23 protein-coding genes are annotated in these 16,394 nt (G+C 66.5%); 11 read left to right on the forward strand and 12 right to left on the reverse strand.

Annotated features, from left to right (window positions below; genetic code table 11):
- Positions 1-76 precede the first annotated feature (76 nt).
- The 6 genes from AC5JDC_RS25700 to AC5JDC_RS25725 form a co-directional block, all read right to left on the reverse strand.
- Positions 77-1,324: an ABC transporter substrate-binding protein gene (locus AC5JDC_RS25700; RefSeq protein WP_495845858.1), complete on the reverse strand. Its 1,248-nt coding sequence runs from the start codon at positions 1,322-1,324 to the stop codon at positions 77-79.
- A 44-nt stretch (positions 1,325-1,368) separates the two neighbouring features.
- Positions 1,369-2,397, reverse strand: coding sequence for a branched-chain amino acid ABC transporter permease (locus AC5JDC_RS25705; RefSeq protein WP_495845860.1), 1,029 nt, complete (start codon positions 2,395-2,397; stop codon positions 1,369-1,371).
- Positions 2,394-3,437: a branched-chain amino acid ABC transporter permease gene (locus tag AC5JDC_RS25710; RefSeq protein ID WP_495845862.1), complete on the reverse strand. Its 1,044-nt coding sequence runs from the start codon at positions 3,435-3,437 to the stop codon at positions 2,394-2,396. Before AC5JDC_RS25710 ends, AC5JDC_RS25705 begins: the two co-directional genes overlap by 4 nt.
- A 299-nt stretch (positions 3,438-3,736) precedes the next feature.
- Positions 3,737-5,074: a metal-dependent hydrolase family protein gene (locus AC5JDC_RS25715; protein ID WP_495845864.1), complete on the reverse strand. Its 1,338-nt coding sequence runs from the start codon at positions 5,072-5,074 to the stop codon at positions 3,737-3,739.
- 246 nt (positions 5,075-5,320) lie between these two features.
- The gene (locus tag AC5JDC_RS25720; RefSeq protein WP_495845866.1) at positions 5,321-6,097 is read right to left on the reverse strand and encodes an alpha/beta fold hydrolase; all 777 of its coding nucleotides are present in this window, start codon (positions 6,095-6,097) and stop codon (positions 5,321-5,323) included.
- Entirely contained in the window at positions 6,094-6,972 is an 879-nt protein-coding gene (locus AC5JDC_RS25725; RefSeq protein WP_495845868.1) for a fumarylacetoacetate hydrolase family protein, read from the reverse strand. The genes AC5JDC_RS25720 and AC5JDC_RS25725 overlap by 4 nt, the downstream gene beginning before the upstream one ends.
- Positions 6,973-7,187: 215 nt before the next feature.
- On the opposite strand from AC5JDC_RS25725, the gene AC5JDC_RS25730 reads away from it, so the two are divergent.
- Positions 7,188-7,856, forward strand: coding sequence for a FadR/GntR family transcriptional regulator (locus AC5JDC_RS25730; protein WP_495845870.1), 669 nt, complete (start codon positions 7,188-7,190; stop codon positions 7,854-7,856).
- Positions 7,857-7,964: 108 nt separating this feature from the next.
- On the opposite strand, the gene AC5JDC_RS25735 is transcribed toward AC5JDC_RS25730, so the two are convergent.
- Positions 7,965-8,132, reverse strand: a complete 168-nt coding sequence (locus tag AC5JDC_RS25735; RefSeq protein ID WP_165816142.1) for a hypothetical protein — start codon at positions 8,130-8,132, stop codon at positions 7,965-7,967.
- 59 nt (positions 8,133-8,191) lie between these two features.
- Positions 8,192-8,584 (reverse strand): hypothetical protein, encoded by a 393-nt coding sequence (locus tag AC5JDC_RS25740; protein ID WP_495845872.1) that lies wholly within the window; start codon positions 8,582-8,584, stop codon positions 8,192-8,194.
- 647 nt (positions 8,585-9,231) lie between these two features.
- On the opposite strand from AC5JDC_RS25740, the gene AC5JDC_RS25745 reads away from it, so the two are divergent.
- From AC5JDC_RS25745 to AC5JDC_RS25770, 6 genes are read left to right on the forward strand one after another with little or no spacing between them, the layout of a single operon-like run.
- Entirely contained in the window at positions 9,232-9,495 is a 264-nt protein-coding gene (locus tag AC5JDC_RS25745) for a hypothetical protein (protein WP_495845874.1), read from the forward strand.
- The gene (locus tag AC5JDC_RS25750) at positions 9,492-9,782 is read left to right on the forward strand and encodes a hypothetical protein (RefSeq protein WP_495845876.1); all 291 of its coding nucleotides are present in this window, start codon (positions 9,492-9,494) and stop codon (positions 9,780-9,782) included. The genes AC5JDC_RS25745 and AC5JDC_RS25750 overlap by 4 nt, the downstream gene beginning before the upstream one ends.
- Positions 9,775-9,918 (forward strand): hypothetical protein, encoded by a 144-nt coding sequence (locus tag AC5JDC_RS25755; RefSeq protein ID WP_495845878.1) that lies wholly within the window; start codon positions 9,775-9,777, stop codon positions 9,916-9,918. Before AC5JDC_RS25750 ends, AC5JDC_RS25755 begins: the two co-directional genes overlap by 8 nt.
- Positions 9,919-9,948: 30 nt before the next feature.
- Complete coding sequence (locus AC5JDC_RS25760; protein ID WP_106773946.1) at positions 9,949-10,170, forward strand: hypothetical protein; 222 nt, start codon at positions 9,949-9,951, stop codon at positions 10,168-10,170.
- Positions 10,171-10,185: 15 nt separating this feature from the next.
- Complete coding sequence (locus AC5JDC_RS25765) at positions 10,186-10,506, forward strand: hypothetical protein (protein ID WP_495845880.1); 321 nt, start codon at positions 10,186-10,188, stop codon at positions 10,504-10,506.
- Complete coding sequence (locus tag AC5JDC_RS25770; protein ID WP_495845882.1) at positions 10,503-10,778, forward strand: DUF1488 family protein; 276 nt, start codon at positions 10,503-10,505, stop codon at positions 10,776-10,778. Before AC5JDC_RS25765 ends, AC5JDC_RS25770 begins: the two co-directional genes overlap by 4 nt.
- 29 nt (positions 10,779-10,807) lie before the next feature.
- Here the strand turns inward: AC5JDC_RS25770 and AC5JDC_RS25775 are convergent, their stop codons facing one another.
- Both AC5JDC_RS25775 and AC5JDC_RS25780 read right to left on the reverse strand, forming a co-directional pair.
- Positions 10,808-11,641 (reverse strand): phytanoyl-CoA dioxygenase family protein, encoded by an 834-nt coding sequence (locus tag AC5JDC_RS25775; RefSeq protein ID WP_495845884.1) that lies wholly within the window; start codon positions 11,639-11,641, stop codon positions 10,808-10,810.
- 207 nt (positions 11,642-11,848) lie between these two features.
- Positions 11,849-12,196 carry a DUF423 domain-containing protein gene (locus AC5JDC_RS25780; RefSeq protein WP_495845886.1) on the reverse strand — a complete coding sequence of 116 codons (348 nt, stop codon included), beginning with the start codon at positions 12,194-12,196 and terminating at the stop codon, positions 11,849-11,851.
- Between the two features lie 243 nt (positions 12,197-12,439).
- Between AC5JDC_RS25780 and AC5JDC_RS25785 the strand changes: the two genes are divergently transcribed.
- Entirely contained in the window at positions 12,440-12,721 is a 282-nt protein-coding gene (locus AC5JDC_RS25785) for a BrnA antitoxin family protein (protein ID WP_495845888.1), read from the forward strand.
- Between the two features lie 341 nt (positions 12,722-13,062).
- Here AC5JDC_RS25785 and AC5JDC_RS25790 read toward each other — a convergent pair whose 3' ends face one another.
- Positions 13,063-13,206 carry a DUF1127 domain-containing protein gene (locus AC5JDC_RS25790; protein ID WP_106773951.1) on the reverse strand — a complete coding sequence of 48 codons (144 nt, stop codon included), beginning with the start codon at positions 13,204-13,206 and terminating at the stop codon, positions 13,063-13,065.
- 161 nt (positions 13,207-13,367) lie between these two features.
- Positions 13,368-14,000, reverse strand: coding sequence for a TetR/AcrR family transcriptional regulator (locus AC5JDC_RS25795; protein WP_495845890.1), 633 nt, complete (start codon positions 13,998-14,000; stop codon positions 13,368-13,370).
- A gap of 111 nt (positions 14,001-14,111) precedes the next feature.
- Here AC5JDC_RS25795 and AC5JDC_RS25800 point away from each other — a divergent pair, with 111 nt between their 5' ends.
- From AC5JDC_RS25800 to AC5JDC_RS25810, 3 genes are read left to right on the forward strand one after another with little or no spacing between them, the layout of a single operon-like run.
- The gene (locus tag AC5JDC_RS25800) at positions 14,112-14,717 is read left to right on the forward strand and encodes a CDP-alcohol phosphatidyltransferase family protein (RefSeq protein WP_495845892.1); all 606 of its coding nucleotides are present in this window, start codon (positions 14,112-14,114) and stop codon (positions 14,715-14,717) included.
- Between the two features lie 26 nt (positions 14,718-14,743).
- Positions 14,744-15,412 (forward strand): lysophospholipid acyltransferase family protein, encoded by a 669-nt coding sequence (locus tag AC5JDC_RS25805; protein WP_495845894.1) that lies wholly within the window; start codon positions 14,744-14,746, stop codon positions 15,410-15,412.
- Positions 15,412-16,344: a phosphatidate cytidylyltransferase gene (locus AC5JDC_RS25810; RefSeq protein ID WP_495845896.1), complete on the forward strand. Its 933-nt coding sequence runs from the start codon at positions 15,412-15,414 to the stop codon at positions 16,342-16,344. The genes AC5JDC_RS25805 and AC5JDC_RS25810 overlap by 1 nt, the downstream gene beginning before the upstream one ends.
- The last annotated feature ends 50 nt before the right edge of the window (positions 16,345-16,394 follow it).

The raw sequence follows: 16,394 nt of genomic DNA on the forward strand, positions 1-16,394 counted from the left end.
CCCCTTGCGGGGGAGATGTCCGGCAGGACAGAGGGGGGTGCGAAGGAGCGCCACGATCATTTTCTAAGCTAATCGCTCACTCGCAGCTCGGATTATCGCGGCTGACCGCGCCCAGCGCCTTGAACTCCTCCTCGGGAATGCCGAGCGTCTGGTTGACCTGCGGCACCACCTTGATCAGCTTGTTGAGCAGATTGCCGTCCGGCCCCTCGACCACTTCGGTCAGGTAGATGTCGGCGATCGCATTGCGGTTCTTGTCGAGCGACACCTTTCCGGTCGGCGTGTCGAAGGAGAGCTTCGCCAGCGCCTCGCGCAGCTTCGCGCCGCCGTCCGATACGTCGCCGTTCACCTCGTTCAGGCCGAGGATCGCCGCCTTCATGTTGATGTAGTAGGCATGCGCGAACAGCGACGGCGACGGGAAGGCGTTGGGCTGCTTCTTGTAGGCCTCGGTGAAGGCAAGCCAGGCCGGCGCGTCGTTGGTGTCCGCCGTCGGGCCGGCGGCCGGCGTGCCGATCAGCACCTCGCGGGTCTTGCCCTGCGAGGTCAGCACCGTCTGGTCGACGGTGATCGAGCCGCCCACCAGCGGCGCCGAACCGCCGGACTGCTGGTACTGCGTCAGGAAGTTGACGGCGTCGGCGCCGCCCAGCGCCACATAGATGGCGTCGACGTCGTCCGGCAGCGCCGCGATGACCGAGGAATAGTCCTTGTTGCCGATCGGCACCCAGGACTTCGACGGCACCTTGCCGCCGGCCTTGCAGAACTCGGCCATGAAGCCGAACACCTGCGTGTAGGGGAAGGAATAGTCCTCCGCCACGACCGCCACGGTCTTGTAGCCCTTGTCGTTGAAGGCATAGGTGCCGAGCCCGGCCATCCACTGCGCGCCGTCGGTGCCGAAGCGGAAGAAATTTTCCGCCGGGTCGCGGAAGGTGGTGTCCTGCGCCGCCGAGGCGCCGTTCAGGAAGGTCACGCCGGGCTGCGTCTTGGCATAGTCCTTGACCGCGATGCCCTCGTCGCCCGACAGCGGCCCGACCAGCACCTTCACGCCGTCCTGCTCGACCAGTTTTCGCGCCGCCCGCACCGCGCTGTCGGGCGAGGCGTCGGACGAGCCTTTTACGATCTCGATCTTCTTGCCGCCGGCGGTGCCGCCGAGTTCCTCGACCGCCGTCATGGCACCGCGCTCGCCGTCCTCGCCGAGCACCGTGAACGGCCCCTCGAAGGTGGCGAGCAGGCCGATCTTGATCGTGTCGTCCTGGGCGAGTGCCAGCGACGGCGCCGTCAGCCCCGTCGCCAGCGCCAGTGCAAGCAGGCTGCGTCTGTGAAGTTTCATGGTTTTTCCTCCCTTGTTGACCATGGATGTCGACGATTTGGACCTCACGGCCCGGAGCGCAGCGGCTGCTGCGCCAGATGCGGCTTGAGACGGCTCCAGAGCCCGAGCAGGCCGTCCGGCGAGACGAAGACGATCGCCAGGAAAACCAGCCCGATCAGCGTGTTGAAGCGCTCGGCCCCGACGATGTCGATGGCGAAGGTCTGCATCAGCACCACCACCACCGCGCCGAGGAACGGTCCGACCGGATGCTTCAGCCCGCCGATCACCGCGATCACCAGCACGTTGATGGCGGCCGCCACGTTGATCGTGCCCGGCGAGACGCGGCCGTTGAACCAGATCAGCAGCACGCCCGCCAGCCCGGCGATCAGACCCGCCAGGAACCAGGCGAACACCTTGTGCGCGGTGACGTGGTAGCCGATGGCGCGCATGCGCCGCGGGTTGTCGCGGATCGCCTGCAGCGTCAGGCCGAAGGTCGAGCGCGAGCAGTAGAGCACCGCCGCATAGGCGAGCGCTGCGCACCCCAGGCAGAGATAGTAGAACGGCACCGGATCGCGCCAGTTGACGCCCCAGAATTCCGGCGCGCGCAGGCCGTTGAAACCTGGAAAGCCGTTGAAGATGGTGTAGTTCTGCTGGGCGAAATAGAAGGCCGCCGTGGCGATCGCCAGCGTGATCATGATCGTGTAGATGCCCTCGGTCCTGACCGCGATCCAGCCGATCAGCGCCGATGTCGTCGCGGCGAGCAGGACGGCGAAGGGCACGACGATCCACCACGGCCAGCCGAAGCCGTGCACCCCCGAATTGTTGAGCCCGAGGATGGCCACCGCGTAGCCGGCGACGCCGGCGACCGTGATCTGCGCCAGGCTGACCATGCCGCCATAGCCGGCCAGCACCATCAGAGACAGGCCGATCATGCCGAAGATCAGCGAGTAGCCGCCGATCTGGGTGAGGAAGAAGTCGGAGGCGAAAGCGGGATAGAGCAGCAGGACGGCAGCCAGCGGGATCTGCGCGGCGCCGATCCGGTCGATCACCGTCGGCCGCGCCGGGGCGCCGGGGGCGGAGACGACGGCGGTCATCGCGCCTTCCCCATGATGCCCTGCGGCCGGATCGCCAGCGTCACCACCATGATGACGAAGGTCAGCACCACGCCGTAGGTCGGGAAGTAGACCAGCCCGATCTGCTCGGCGAGCCCGATCAGCAGCGCGCCGATGGCCGCCCCGGTGATCGAGCCCATGCCTCCGACGATCACGACCACCAGCGACGCCAGCAGGTAGCGCACGTCCTCGCCCGGCGCCACCGACAGCGCCGAGCCGCCGACCACGCCGGCGAAACCCGCCAGCCCGGCGCCGACCGCGAAGACGATGGCGAACACGGCATGCACGTTGACGCCCGATGCCGACAGCATGGCGCGGTCGTCCACCCCGGCGCGGATCATCATGCCGACGCGGGTGCGGTTGAGCATCAGCCACAGGCCGACGCCGATGACCACCGCGGCGACGAGCACGACGATGCGGTAGAACGGATAGGTAAGGAACACCGACGCGCCGTTCGACCGCACGGCGGTGATGATCGGCAGCGTCACCGCGCCGTCCAGCCAGGCCGGCGTCGCCAGCTGGTAGGTCTGCCCGCCCCACACGGCGAGCATCAAATCGGCCGCGACGATCGAGATGCCGATGGTCACCAGCGTCTGGCGGAGATCGTCGCCCTCCAGCCTGCGGAACACCAGCACCTGCATGGCGACGCCGACCGCCGCCAGCACGACGAAGCCGGCCGCCACGCCGAGCAGCCATGAGCCGGTGCGCGCCCCGACTTCGTAGCCGATATAGGCGCCGAGCAGGTAGAGCGATCCGTGCGCCAGGTTGACGTTGCGCATCAGCCCGAACACCAGCGTGAAGCCGCTCGCCACCAGGAAATACAGTCCCGCCAGCGTCAACCCGTTGAGCACCGCGCTGACGAACGCCTTCTTGGAGATCAGCACCGCGTTCAGCCAGGCCGGCCAGACGGCGAAGATCATCCAGGCGACGACGGCCGCGACGATCAGCCAGAAGAAGCCCCACGCCTGCCTGCGCGTGATGCCGCCCTCCACCGAGGTGCGTGGTTGCTCGAAGAGGCTCATGCGAGGAGCCTCAAGGAACTGGGGGACAGTTTACTTTTTTCGGCCCGCGCGACGTCTGAACTGCCGCGGCCTTTCTGCCGAAAGAAAGTAAACTGTCCCCGGCCGCACTCCGTCCCGCCCCCCTCTGTCCTGCCGAACATCTCCCCCTCAAAGGGGGAGATTGGCAGCTTCACCGCTATCGCTTGCCCTGCAATGGCGATTGGCGAACCCAAAGCGGCCGGCCAATCTCCCCCCTTGAGGGGGAGATGTCCGGCAGGACAGAGGGGGGTGCGACGGAGTGCGGCCATCGAGTCGACCACCTACGCCGTCAGCCTGCGCCGCGCCTCGTTCATCTTCGGCGCGCGGTGGAATTTTCCGTCCTTCATGATCGCAAGAATCCGGTTCCTGTCCTGAAGGATGCGCACGTCGGCGATCGGGTCGCCGTCGACCAGCAGCAGGTCGGCGAGATAACCTTCCTTGACCATGCCGAGTTCGTCGCTCATGCCCATGATCTCGCCGCCATATTTGGTCGCCGCCAAAATCGCCTCCATCGGCGAGAAGCCGAGCATGGTGACGAAGGTCTCGATGTCCTTGGCGTTGGTGCCCTGCGGCGTCCAGGCGAAGCCGTAATCGCCGCCGATGCAGATCCTGATGCCGCGCCGGTGCATCTTCTTCATCGTCTCGACGCACATCTCCAGCTCGCGCTCATATTCCATCGCCACCGGCGATCCGGGCTTGATGCCCCACGGCTCGGCATAGCGCGCCGTGTTGATCAGCCAGGCGATGCCGGGGGCCACGAAATGCCGGTCCTTCGCCGCCTCCAGCATGTCGAGCGCCTCCTCGTCGGCGAAGGAGGCGTGGTAGATGTTCTGGATGCCGTGGCGGATGCACTGCTTGACCGATCCGGAGGAGCGGGCATGTGCCGACAGCACCTTGTTGCGGCAGCGCGCCTCGGAAGCGGCCATCGCCACCTCCTCCTCCGACATCGGCGTCTCTTCCGCGCCCATGCCGGTCAGCGCCTCGCCGGAGAGGTTCAGCTTGATCGAATCGACGCCGTATTTGATGAGCTGGCGCACCGTGCGCCTGATCTCCTCCGGCCCCGACACGACAAGACCGAGGTTCAGCCCCTCATGCGGGATATGCGAGGGCGCGGCGTCGCCCAGCCCGCCCACCGTGGTGATCTCCGGCCCGGCGGCGAGGTAGCGCGGCCCGGGGAACCGCCCCTGGTTGATGAATTTCTTCGCCACCACATCGAGCCGCGGCTTTGCGGCGGCGGCCCCGCGCCCGGCGGTAAAACCGGCATCCAGCACCAGCTTGGCCATCTCCATGGTGACCAGCATGTGCTCTTCCAGCTCCATCATCTGGATCGGGTCGATGCCGGGCGCGTTGTTCCAGGAGAGATGCAGATGCGCGTCGATCAAGCCCGGCATCAGCGTGGCGCCCATGCCGTCGATCACCGTGGCGCCGCCCGCCCCGCCATAGCCCGACGACGAGCCGAAACGCGACGAGCCGCGGGTGATCTGCTTGATGCGGTTGCCCTGCACCAGCACCTCGCCGGTGTAGGGATACTCCCCCGTCGCGTCGAGGATGCGCACATTGGTGAAAAGCGTGCTGGCGGAGCCGTTGCCGCTCCAGCCATTGTTCCAGTCGTCCGCCATGTCTTCCTCCCGATGGCTGCGCCAGATTCGTCGCGTCTACAGTCGCGCCGCCCTCATCGGCCCGGCATCATACCCCCACCCCTGACCCCTCCCCCTCAAGGGGGAGGGGGATTTTGCGGCACCGCCGTCTCGCGCCGAACCTCGACATTTTCGGCCCAAACGGCAGCGGCGGAGTTCCCCTCCCCCTTGAGGGGAGGGGTCAGGGGTGGGGGTATGATGCCGGGCAGTTTCCTCAAGGCTCGATCCTCACCCGAACCGCCTGATAAAATCGGCCAGCCTGCGGCCGCATTCGCCCGGCGCCTCCACCGTGGCCCAGTGGCCGCAGCGGTCGAGCGAGGAGAATACGGCCCCCTTGATCTTGTCGGCAAGCGCCTGCGCCACGCCCGGCGGGTTCACCGTGTCGGCATCGCCGGTGACGAGCAGCGCCGGCGCCTTGATGCGCCTGGCGTCCACAGCCTGCGCCCTGGCCAGCGCCTCGCAGCTCAGCGCATAGGATTCCGCGTCCTGCCGCGTGATCGATTCCCGCACGAAGGCCGCCGCCGCCGCAGAATGCTCGCGCGTATGCGCCGATATCGCATTCGCCACGATCTGGTCGGCGATGTCCGACATCCCGCCGGACCGCGCCAGCCTCGCCCGCCCCTGCAGCCCGTTGCGCGTCGCCTCCGTCGGCTCCGCCAGCGCGCCGAACAGCGTGAGCGAGGCCACCTGCTCCGGCCTCTCGGCGGCGATCTGCTGCGCCACGATCGTGCCCATCGAATGGCCGACCACATGCGCCTTCCCGACGCCGGTCGCCTCCATCACCCTCAGCACCGCCTGCGCCATGCCTTCGATCGTCAGCGGCTCGACCGGCCGCGGCGAGCGCCCCGATCCCGGCAGGTCGACCCGCACCACCCGGCAGCCGGAAAGCGCCCGCATCTGCGGCTCGAACATGTTCGACGTGCCGCCCAGCCCGTGGATCATCACCACCGGAAAGCCTTCGCCAAAAACCTCGGCGACGGCCGGACCGACCGAAACCGTCGTCATTGCGCCCGCTCCGTCACGAAATTCTCCAAGACGCCGATGCCGTCGATCTCGACCCGCACCGTGTCGCCGGCCTTGAGATATTTCGGCGGCGAGAAGCCGATGCCGACGCCGGCCGGCGTGCCGGTGGCGATGATGTCGCCGGGCTTCAGCGTGATGCCCTGCGACAGCGTCGCGATGATGGTCGGGATGTCGAAGATCAGCAGCGGCAGCCGCGAATCCTGCCTGAGCTCGCCGTTGACGAAGCAGCGTATGCCGGTCCGCTCCAGGTCGATCTCGTCCCGGGTCACCGCCCACGGCCCCATCGGGCAGAACGTGTCCTGCGACTTGCCGATCAGCCACTGGCTGTATTTTCCCTGCAGGTCGCGCGCCGTCACGTCGTTGACGATGGTGTAGCCCCACACATGGTCGAACGCCCGCTCCCGCGAAATCCCCCGCCCCTCCTTGCCGATGATGACGGCAAGCTCGGCCTCGTAGTCGATCGCCGCCGACACCGCCGGGTCGATCACCACGGCTGCCCGCGTCGCGATCACGCTTTCCGGCACTTTCGAGAAGATGATCGGGTTCTGCGGCACCGCGCCGGCCGAAGCACTCGAATCGAAGCCGCTTCTGGCGAATTCGTGCGCATGCTCGTGATAGTTCTTGCCGACGCAGAAGATGTTGCGGCGCGGTTTCGGGATCGGCGCCTCCAGCGTCACCTGGGCGAGCGGGATCGGCGACAGCGTGCGCGGCGGGCCGGCGCCGTTGAGATCGATCAGCGCCAGCACGCCGGCCTCGGCGCGCTCGACCGGCAGGTCGAACGGCGCGACGCTGGCGCCGCCAACATCGACGAGGCCGACCCGGCGCTCGCCGGCGATCGAAAACGTGGCTACCCGCACCGATACTCCTCCCGACCGATCTATTTGAGCCTTTAGTGAACCAATTGCAGGCTATTTTGATCAGGCTAGCGTCGATTGGTTCCTTTCGCAAGCCTCCCCCTTACCAATGCGGCTGATTTTCTCGCAAACGGCCGCTCCATCTGCCGAATCCTTGTGGACCGGCGCTCCGAAGCCGGTTAAATTGGTCCACTATCGGTTCAGATAAGAGGCTCCCGATGCCGAAGCTGGTTGCCGGCGACATCGCATTGGCGCTGAAGAAGCGGATTTCCGACGGCGAGTGGGAGAGCGGCCGCATGCCGCCGGAGCGCGATCTCGCCGGCGAGTTCAAGGTGGCGCGCAACACGGTGCGCCGCGCCGTCGGCCTTTTGGAGGAGGACGGCACGGTGGTGCGCCAGGTCGGCCGCGGCACCTTCCTCGCCGCGCCCGACCCCAATTCGCTGGCCGCCGTGGTGGCGCGCATGGAGGGCACCAGCCCGGCCGACATGATGGAGGTGCGCCACCTGCTGGAGCCCGCCGCCGCCGCCTTCGCCGCCACCAACGCCACCATTGGCGAGCTGAACGCCGTGCGCGACGCCTACCGCACCGCCTGCGAGGCCACCGACATGCCCGGCTTCGAGCATTGGGACGCGGAATTCCACCACCGCATCTTCGCCTGCTCGCGCAACGAGTTCTTGAAGGAGTTGCACAATCTCATGCGACTGTTGCGCAACCAGTCGCCCTGGTTCGAGATGAAGAAACGCTCCTTCTCGGAAGAACGCCGCCTCGCCTATTGCGACGAGCACGAAAAGATCGTCGACGCGCTGCTGCGCCGCGACCCCGAAGCGGCGCGGACCGCCATGCTGGCGCATCTCGGCACGGTGGCGCGGAACCTGCTGGGGCGGTGAATTCGTCCTCGAACCCGGCGCGGCACGGCTCGGCGGAACGCATCTCGTCTCGACATGCGCCGCCGGCGGCCGGCCTCCCCGTCGTTTGACGACAGGGCAGAACGGCGATCAGATAAGCTTGTTGTCCGCCGCCGTTTGCCGGGCGCGACGGCGCGTGCCGTCGGTATCGGCCTTGCGGTTTCGCTCCACAGCGGCGTCCTGGATCTGCTCAGAGCCCTGGTCTTCGGGTTCCTTGGACAAGGGCGGCGCTTCGACCGTCTTTTTATAAGAGATCATTGGATGTGGCTCCTTGGGAAATGTCCGCGGCTCAATCCGCTCGCAACGGCATTCCGGGCTCAGGTCGCGAGCGCCACGGCACAGCCTTCGGCGCCGCGCCTGTCGGGCGATGTCTGTCCCGGCATCGTCGCCCAGCCGCCGGCTTCGACGAACTGCCGTCTCTTGTAGGTATCGGTGATGGCGTTGAGTTCGACGAGGCGCGCCGCCGAAGCCGGAGCGGCCTTGAAGCGCTCGGCACACACGACCGACGCCAGGTCCCCGCGGGCGACATCCCCGGCCGCAGTGGCCGCCATGCGCGACGTGCCGCCGGTAACCCAGCCGCCCCAGGTGAATCCGACGATCATCGTGGCAACCGCAGTGGCGGCGCAAGCCCATACGAGGGCCGATTTCGACGGCTTGTAGTCTTCCCAACGCTGGGCGAGCGATGTCTTGCTGCTGCTCTGCATGGCCATGGAACTGCTCCGTTGTGGTGATATCCCGGCCCTGCCCGCTTTGGCTGTTGCCGGCAGGCATTCGGGCGTCGGGATCGATGACAGGTTACGCCCACGCCTTGCGCGCGCGTCGAATGACGATGCGGTCGTGGAGTCGCCGGAATTCCGATGAGGATTCTTTCCGCAGCCGGCGCATAGGGCGACCGCTTCTCTCCATAGCGCCTTTTGCGCTTGAATGATAGGATTACTGAAATTTTCTTGAAAAACCCAAAATCCTAAAAAAACAATTCGAGAAGGTCGGAGAAAAACTACATCCAGACGAGAGGATGACACGCCTCTTATCGCACAAAATTCTCGGATTTTTATTTTTTCATTACGTCTGTGCGCCGCTCTATACGGGATTTTTCCTTGTTTTAATCGACGCTTTCGCCTATGTATGGAGTTCGTTGATTTGGCCGCCTTGGCTCTCGCGGTGTCAGAGACCTCAGACCCGCCACTGACTACCGAATTCTCGAAAGCGAATTGCAGCGCCGATCCTGGCGCCGCATGCCGCTCCGTTCGAACCTTGGAACGCGCGCCGACCACGGATGTACTGGCGGCATGGTTCCGGTTCGGATTGGAGCGATGCAGGATGCGCCTCCGCGCGGTCCTGCGGAGGACTGCCGACCATGAACGCTCGTACCACGCAGACGGTTGTCCATTTCCCGTCGGCATTCTCGCTGCCGGGTTTCGACGCGCCGCAACCGCCCGGAGACTATCTCGTCGACCATGACGAGGAAGTCATCGACGGCAACTCGCGGATCGCATGGCGGCGCGTAGCCGCCTTCATCCACCTGCCGGCGATCGCGAGCCGGGCTTCGACGCGGCATCTCGTGCCGCTCGACCCGGCCTTCCTCGATGCCGCACTGGCACAGGATCGGACAGGATCATGACCGCCACGACCCGGCGTACCGCGCGGCCGATCCGGCATGAGGCCGCGTCCCATCGTTTCGCGGTCGGGCAAACCGTCCGGCTGAGGAACGACTTTGGGAGCTTTCCGAAGGATTCGGAAATCTATCGCATCACCGCGACGCTCCCGCCGAGCGGAAACGCACCGCAATACCGCATTCATAGCGACGGCGAGCGTCACGAACGGGTGACGACGGAAGACAGCCTGCAGCCGGCGGACACGTCGTCGGACGGAGCAAACCTCATCGAAAGGACGTTCGGCGATGGCTAAGGAACAAAAGCGCGGCAACCGCGAGATCCGCAAACCGAAGCAGGAAAAGGCGCCGCCGAAAGCGGAAAACACGTTCGGCAACCAGATCAAGCTCGCCGCGAACGCCAACGGGATCCGCGGCAAGACAAAGGGCTGAGCCGCCACACCGCGGAGGGCGGGCGCGCCGATGAAGATCGTGATCGAGTTCTACCGCACTCGCTGGCAGGACGACGCTCGCGCGATCCTCGGGCGCGAAATGGACGAGGCGGCCGATGTCGAGGGCGCGATCAGGATCGCGCGCTCTCTGTCGCGCACGCTCAGCATGCCGCAGCGGCCAGATGCCGTGTCGATCGCCGATATCGACGGCAACGAGATCTATTCAGGCAGGCTCGACGCCGCCAGTTTTTGAAGAAAGGCCACCATCATGCACGTTCTTGACAATGGAACCGACAACGGACGGCACGCGCTGGCAATCGACATCTGGGAAAATGAAGGCGGAACCTCCGGCGACGATTCCATGGATCATCATTATGGTCGCCGGGTCGAAGCGGACGGCACCTGGAGCATCTATCACGTCTTCACGGGCGTCCCGGCCGACATCGGCGGCGGTTCGATGACCGGCCTCAGCCGGTCCGCCGCCACCACGGGCATGACGTCTCTCAACCTTCGCAACGAGCACCGCCGCAGGCAGCGGGTCGAAGGGTATGCCCGGATGTCCGGCGAGATCGGAGCGGCGCGGTCATGACCCTGGGCTTTCCCAATCCGAGCCGCAGCTTCGACGAGACGAGGAACGCGGTCCGCTTCATCGGCCATGACGGCATGTTCGAAGTGCCGTTCTTCATTGAGGCCGGCGCGCTCGCGGGACCGCTTCGAGCGCCGGGCAGGACCGGGCCGGGCGAAGCCGATTGTCTCGCCGCCTTCGACGCGGCCCGCAGTTCGATCCATGAGGTCGCCCGCAAGGCCTATACCCATGGCCGCCGCCCCTCCTACACCCTGACCGCCGCCGATTTCCGCTGACCCAAGCCGGCGCATGCGGCGTTCCAATCCTATTCCACCCCCATCACCAGCCCCTCGATGTCGTGCTTCTGCGTCACCGGCACGAGTTCCTCGACCACGCGGCAGACCAGATGCTCGCGCACCCTTGCCGGCAATGCGTCGTAATAATCCTGCGTCACCATCAGGTCGTGCAGCTTGTCGTGGCCCGCACCCGGCGCGTCGACGCCGAGCACCATCACCGGCCGGGCGATCGGCGAGGGATGCGCCGTGCCGCGATGCACGGTCAGCGCCGAACGGCAGGAGATGTCGCCCATTTTCGGGTATTTCTTCACGCCTTTTGCCGAAAACTGGCCCCAAATCTCCTCGGGCGGGAACATTTCGTGCTTCCAGCCGCGGCCGTCGACATACTGCGTGCCCGGCGCCACCTCGAACGGCCCCATGTCCTCGGTGACGTCGACGCCGGTCAGGTTGAAGGCGAGCGAGGTGATGCGGCGGTCGCGATAGGTGTCTTCAGGCGAAGGGAAGTCGCGGTGCCAGGGCTGGTTCTTCGCCCCCTGGAACGGCGTGTCGAAGCCGATCTCGACGATTTTGTAGTCTGGCCCGAGCGCCGCCTCGCACATCGCCACCACCCAGGGATGGGTGGTCAGTTCGACGAAGCCGGAAAACTCCTGCGGGTGGATTTCCACATACCAGCGGCGCGGCCCACGCCCGACCGCACCGCCCGGGCGCTGGATCGCCTTCCAGAACGCCGTCATCATGTCCTCGCGCATCGCCTCGGCGAAGTCGCGGCTGAAGGCGCCTTTCCTGCCGACGATGCCGTCCGCCGTCAGCGTGGCGATGTCGGCCGAAACGTCGATGGCGGCCGCGGCCGTGTGAACGGTCATGGTTTTCCTCCCAGGTTCGTCCCGCCGCTGGTCATACGGCGCTGATGAGCGCTCATATTATGAGCATGGGTTCGGGTTTGCAATCGCGGCGGCGGTTCCTCGCCCCCACGAAAGTGGGGGAGAGGTGGCCCGAAGGGCCGGAGAGGGGGGCCTCGTCACAGGCAAATGCGGGTCGGAACCTTGGGGGTATAAAAAGCCGGCTCAGCCTCAGCGTCGCAAAAGCGCCGACACCGCCACCAGAACCCAGCCGGCGACCAGCAGCGTGCCGCCGGCCGGTGCGGCGTAGGCGAACAGCCGCTCGCCGAGAAAGTCGCGGGCAGCCAGGTCGCCGCAGAACAGCACCAGGGCGACGGCCAGCACGTAGCCGCCCAGGCGCGCAGTCCTGAAAGCCAGCAGCGACAGCCCGATCAGCGCCGGGGCATGCACCAGCAGGAAGGTCGCGGCGGTCTGCAGGTTCGCTCCGCCCCGATGTGCCGCGGCGGCCGACAGGGCGACGCCCAGCGCGCCCGCCAGGCCGGCGAGCAGAATCAGGATGCGGTCGGCAGTGTCGGTCATCTGCAAAAGGCTCCGGGCACACCGCCGCTGCTGTCCGGCAGGGATCGGGACGATGGACGCTTGCGCTGCCCGGCCGCCGATCCCTGCCCTATGCCTCGCCTATCCGCCGCGGGACCGTTGCGCCAGCCGGCCGATCGCCGCACCGGCCGGCCCCCACGGAAACCTCGCAAGAACCCGTGCGTTTGACTGGAAGCGACGTTACGGTTGGAATGGCGGAAAATGCAGGCAACACGGAGAATGATCATGGCAACGCGGACCCGGCGGCCCGGCGACCCTCTCGCCGCGGCGGAGGCAGTCTTCAAGCGAAAACCGGCACCGGCCGTGCAGGCGCAAGCGCCCATCCGCAGCGCCGCCCGCGAAACGGTGACGCTGCGGCTCGAGCGCGACGTGCTCGACCATTTCCAGGCGGACGGGCCGGGCTGGCAGGAGCGCATCAATGCTGCACTGCGGGAGGCGGCCGGCCTCGGCGGTGCCGGCGACACCGGCAAGCGCCCCGAGGAGCTCGACGCCTCCAACGACGACTAGCGTCGCTGGGCGACGCTCCGGCCAGCAGCCATCCGGCGCCGGCTTCGCGCTCTTGGCAAGCAAAATGCCCCGGGAAGAGCCGGTTTCAGCGGTTGTGCGCAAATTCCGCGCCTCGCAGGCCGGTTTCCGGAGGCAGACCGTTGATTTTGCTGGACGATTGCGCGCCGCGACTCCGGCACGCAGGAAATTCATCCCCTTTTCAGCGATGCCGACAAGAAAAAAGCCCGTCGGTGGGAACCGACGGGCTCGAGAAAACCGGCATTCTGGGGGAGGAGGAGGGGAACGAATGCCGGTCCTTGTCGCCGCGGCTGGGAGGAGAAAACCGCAGCGAAAACCGATGTTTACTGGCGGCCCTTGGCGGCCACCACGGTGATGTCGGCGCGGCTGATGCCGAGGTCGGCGAGCTCGCGATTGGAAAGGCGGCTCAGCTCGTTGACGGTGTCGCGATAGCGGCGCCAGTTGCGGTAGTTGCGGATGATGTTCATGGTTGGTCTCTCTTTTTTCTTGCGTGCCGATGTTCTCGTTACGACGGTGAGATAAGAGACCGCCCTTCGAATTTGAATGGATGCCTTTGCATGGTTGCAATGCACAAATGCAAGGCTGTATGCCAGCGTTTAAGGCAGATTGTGCCACGTTTGGAGGCGGTTCACTCCTTGTGCGGCGCAATATCGCGATGCGCCGCGACGCCGTCGCAGAAGGCCTCGACGATGAAGGTGATCTGCGCCGCGACTTCCGAGGGCGGCACGCCGAGGAAGCGCCGCTGCTGCCCGAGGCTGACGATGCCGTGCACGGCCGCGAACAGGGCGCGCGCCACCAGCGCCAGGCGCTCCTCCGTCTCGGCCGGCAGGAGCAGCCGGAGCGGCCTGACGACGTGGCCGATCAGCCGGGCGTTCTCCGCCTCCCGGCGCGCCGCGAAGTCGGGGCCGGCACGCGCGCCGAGCTCGAAGATCGCCGACCACAGCAGCGGGTTGTCGATGACGAAGGCGAGATAGGTGCGGCCGAGCTGGACGAGCTGGCGCTTGGGATAGCCGCCGGCCTCCGCCGCAAGCGCCCCGGTGACCGCTGCTTCCAGCCGCTCGGCGGTGCGCGAGTTGACGGCCGCCGCCAGCGCATCCATGTCGGCGAAGATGTTGTAGATGGCGCCCACCGCGCAGCCCGCCTCCGCCGCCATGTCGCGAGCCGTCAGCGAGCGATAGCCGGTTTGCGCGATCCTGCGCTCGGCCGCCTCGATCAGCGCCTGGCGCAGCCTTTCGCGTCGCTGCTGGGTCTTACCCGTCAATCGCTCTTCCTTCATCCACCCCATGAACAGCGTTCAAATAATTCTTGAACGCCGTTCAGAGTTATGGCAGAGATAACGTGAACGGGGTTCAAGTCAAGGGATCATCAGGCAATGGCGACGCTCTACACGCTGAAGCCGGCTTTCCAGGCGAGGCTGCGGCCGCTGGTGAGGCGGCTGGCCAGGGCCGGCGTGACGGCCAATCAGGTGACCGTCGCGGCCGCGCTGCTGTCGTTCGCCGCCGCCGCGATGGTCGTGGCGTTCCCGCAGGGGCGCGAAATCTTCCTGCTCATCCCGTTGGCCCTGTTTCTGCGCATGGCGCTGAACGCCGTCGACGGCATGCTGGCGCGCGAGCACGGCCAGGCTTCGACCTTCGGCATGTACCTCAACGAGTTATGCGACGTCGCATCGGATCTCGCCCTGATCCTGTGCTTCGCCGCCGTCCCGGCCTTCCCCGCCTGGGGCGTCGTCGCCTTCGCCGTCGCGGCGGTGGTCGTCGAATTCGCCGGCGTGCTCGGCATCCCCGCCGGAATCGGCCGCAACTATGCCGGGCCGTTCGGCAAGAGCGACCGCGCTTTCGCGCTCGGGCTGCTCGCCGTGTTGCTCGCCGCCGACCTGCGGACTGCCGCGATAGCGCCCTACGTGTTCCCGGTCCTGGCGCTGCTGTCGCTCGCCACCATCGTCAACCGCGTCCGCGCCGGCCTGCGGCCGACTGCGTGACAATCGTCTCCACACGGCAGAAGACCATGAACGGGTTGCGAAGCTTCCTCTCCCGCCAGTTGCGCCGGACGAGTTCAATCGGCCTGTCGGCGCTGGCGCGGGCGATCACCGGGGTCAGGCCGATCTGGATCGGCAGCGCGTCGTCGGAACGCCAGCGCATCTATTTCGCCAACCATGCCAGCCACGGCGACTTCATCCTGCTGTCCGCCTGCCTGCCTGAACAGGAGCGCCAGCGCACCCGCGCGGTGGCCGCGGCCGACTACTGGGGCAAGTCGCGTCTGCGCCGCTTCATCGCCGAGGACATGCTGTCGTCCGTGCTCATCCGTCGCGACTGGAAGGAACCGGCGGACAATCCGATCAACGCCATGCTCGGCGTGCTCGACCAGGGCTATTCGCTGATCCTCTTTCCCGAGGGCACGCGCAACATGACGGAGGACGAACCGCTGCTGCGCTTCCGCTCCGGCCTCTACAATCTGGCCGTGGCGCGGCCGCGGGTCGAGCTGGTGCCGTGCTGGATCGAGAACATGTCGCGCGTGCTGCCGAAAGGCCAGTTCCTGCCCGTGCCGCTGCTCTGCCGCGTCGTCTTCGGGCCGCCGATCGCGATCGGCGACGGCGAGGATCGTTTGGATTTCCTCAACCGCGCGCACGCCGCGCTGCTTGCGCTGAGACCGCACCGGCGGGGGGACAGGAGATGATGCGCGAGACCACCCTGCTCTTTCTCGGCCTGGGCGGCGTGCTCGTGGCCGCGAGCCTCGTCTCGGCGCTGCTCGCCTGGCGCTCGGGCGACCCGGCCAGCCCCGTGCTCGTCAATCTCAACCAGCGTATTCAGGCCTGGTGGGTTATGGTGGCGCTGATCGGCGTCGCCTTCATCTTCGGCATGACCGGCATGACCGTGCTGTTCGCGCTGATCTCGTTTGCGGCGCTGCGCGAGTTCGTGACGCTGACGCACACCCGCCGCGGCGACCACTGGGTGCTGCTCGCCATGTTCCTGGCGATCATACCGTTCCAGTACTGGCTGGTATGGACCGCCTGGTACGGCCTCTTCACCATCTTCATCCCGGTATACTGCTTCCTGCTGATGCCCGCAGTGACCGCGCTGCAGGGCGATACCGAGCGTTTCCTCGAACGGGTGGCCGCCCAGCAATGGGCAGTGATGCTGGCGGTCTACTGCGTCAGCCACGTGCCGGCGCTGCTGACGCTGGAGATCCCGGGCTTCGAGGGACGCCACCTCCTGCTCGTGGCCTTCCTGATCATCACCGTGCAAGGCAGCGACGTGCTGCAATATGTCTTCGGAAAGCTGCTCGGCCGCCGCAGCGTGGCCCCGGGGGTGTCGCCGTCGAAGACCTGGGAAGGCCTGGTCGGGGGAGTGGCGTCCGCATGCCTGCTCGGCGCCGGACTGTCCTTCCTCACGCCGTTCACGGCGCTGCAGGCGGCGGTCGTCGCCTTCGCCGTCTGCCTGATGGGCTTTCTCGGCGGGCTGGTCGCCTCGGCGATCAAGCGCGACCAGGGCGTGAAGGACTGGGGCCACATGATCGAAGGCCATGGCGGCATGCTCGACCGCGCCGACAGCCTGGTCTTCGCCGCGCCGGTGTTCTTTCACATCGTGCGGTATTTTTGGACTGTGTAGGGCAGTAGGGCAGTAGGGCAGTAGGGCAGTAGGGCAGTAGGGCAGTAGGG

Source organism: Kumtagia sp. (assembly GCF_059502445.1).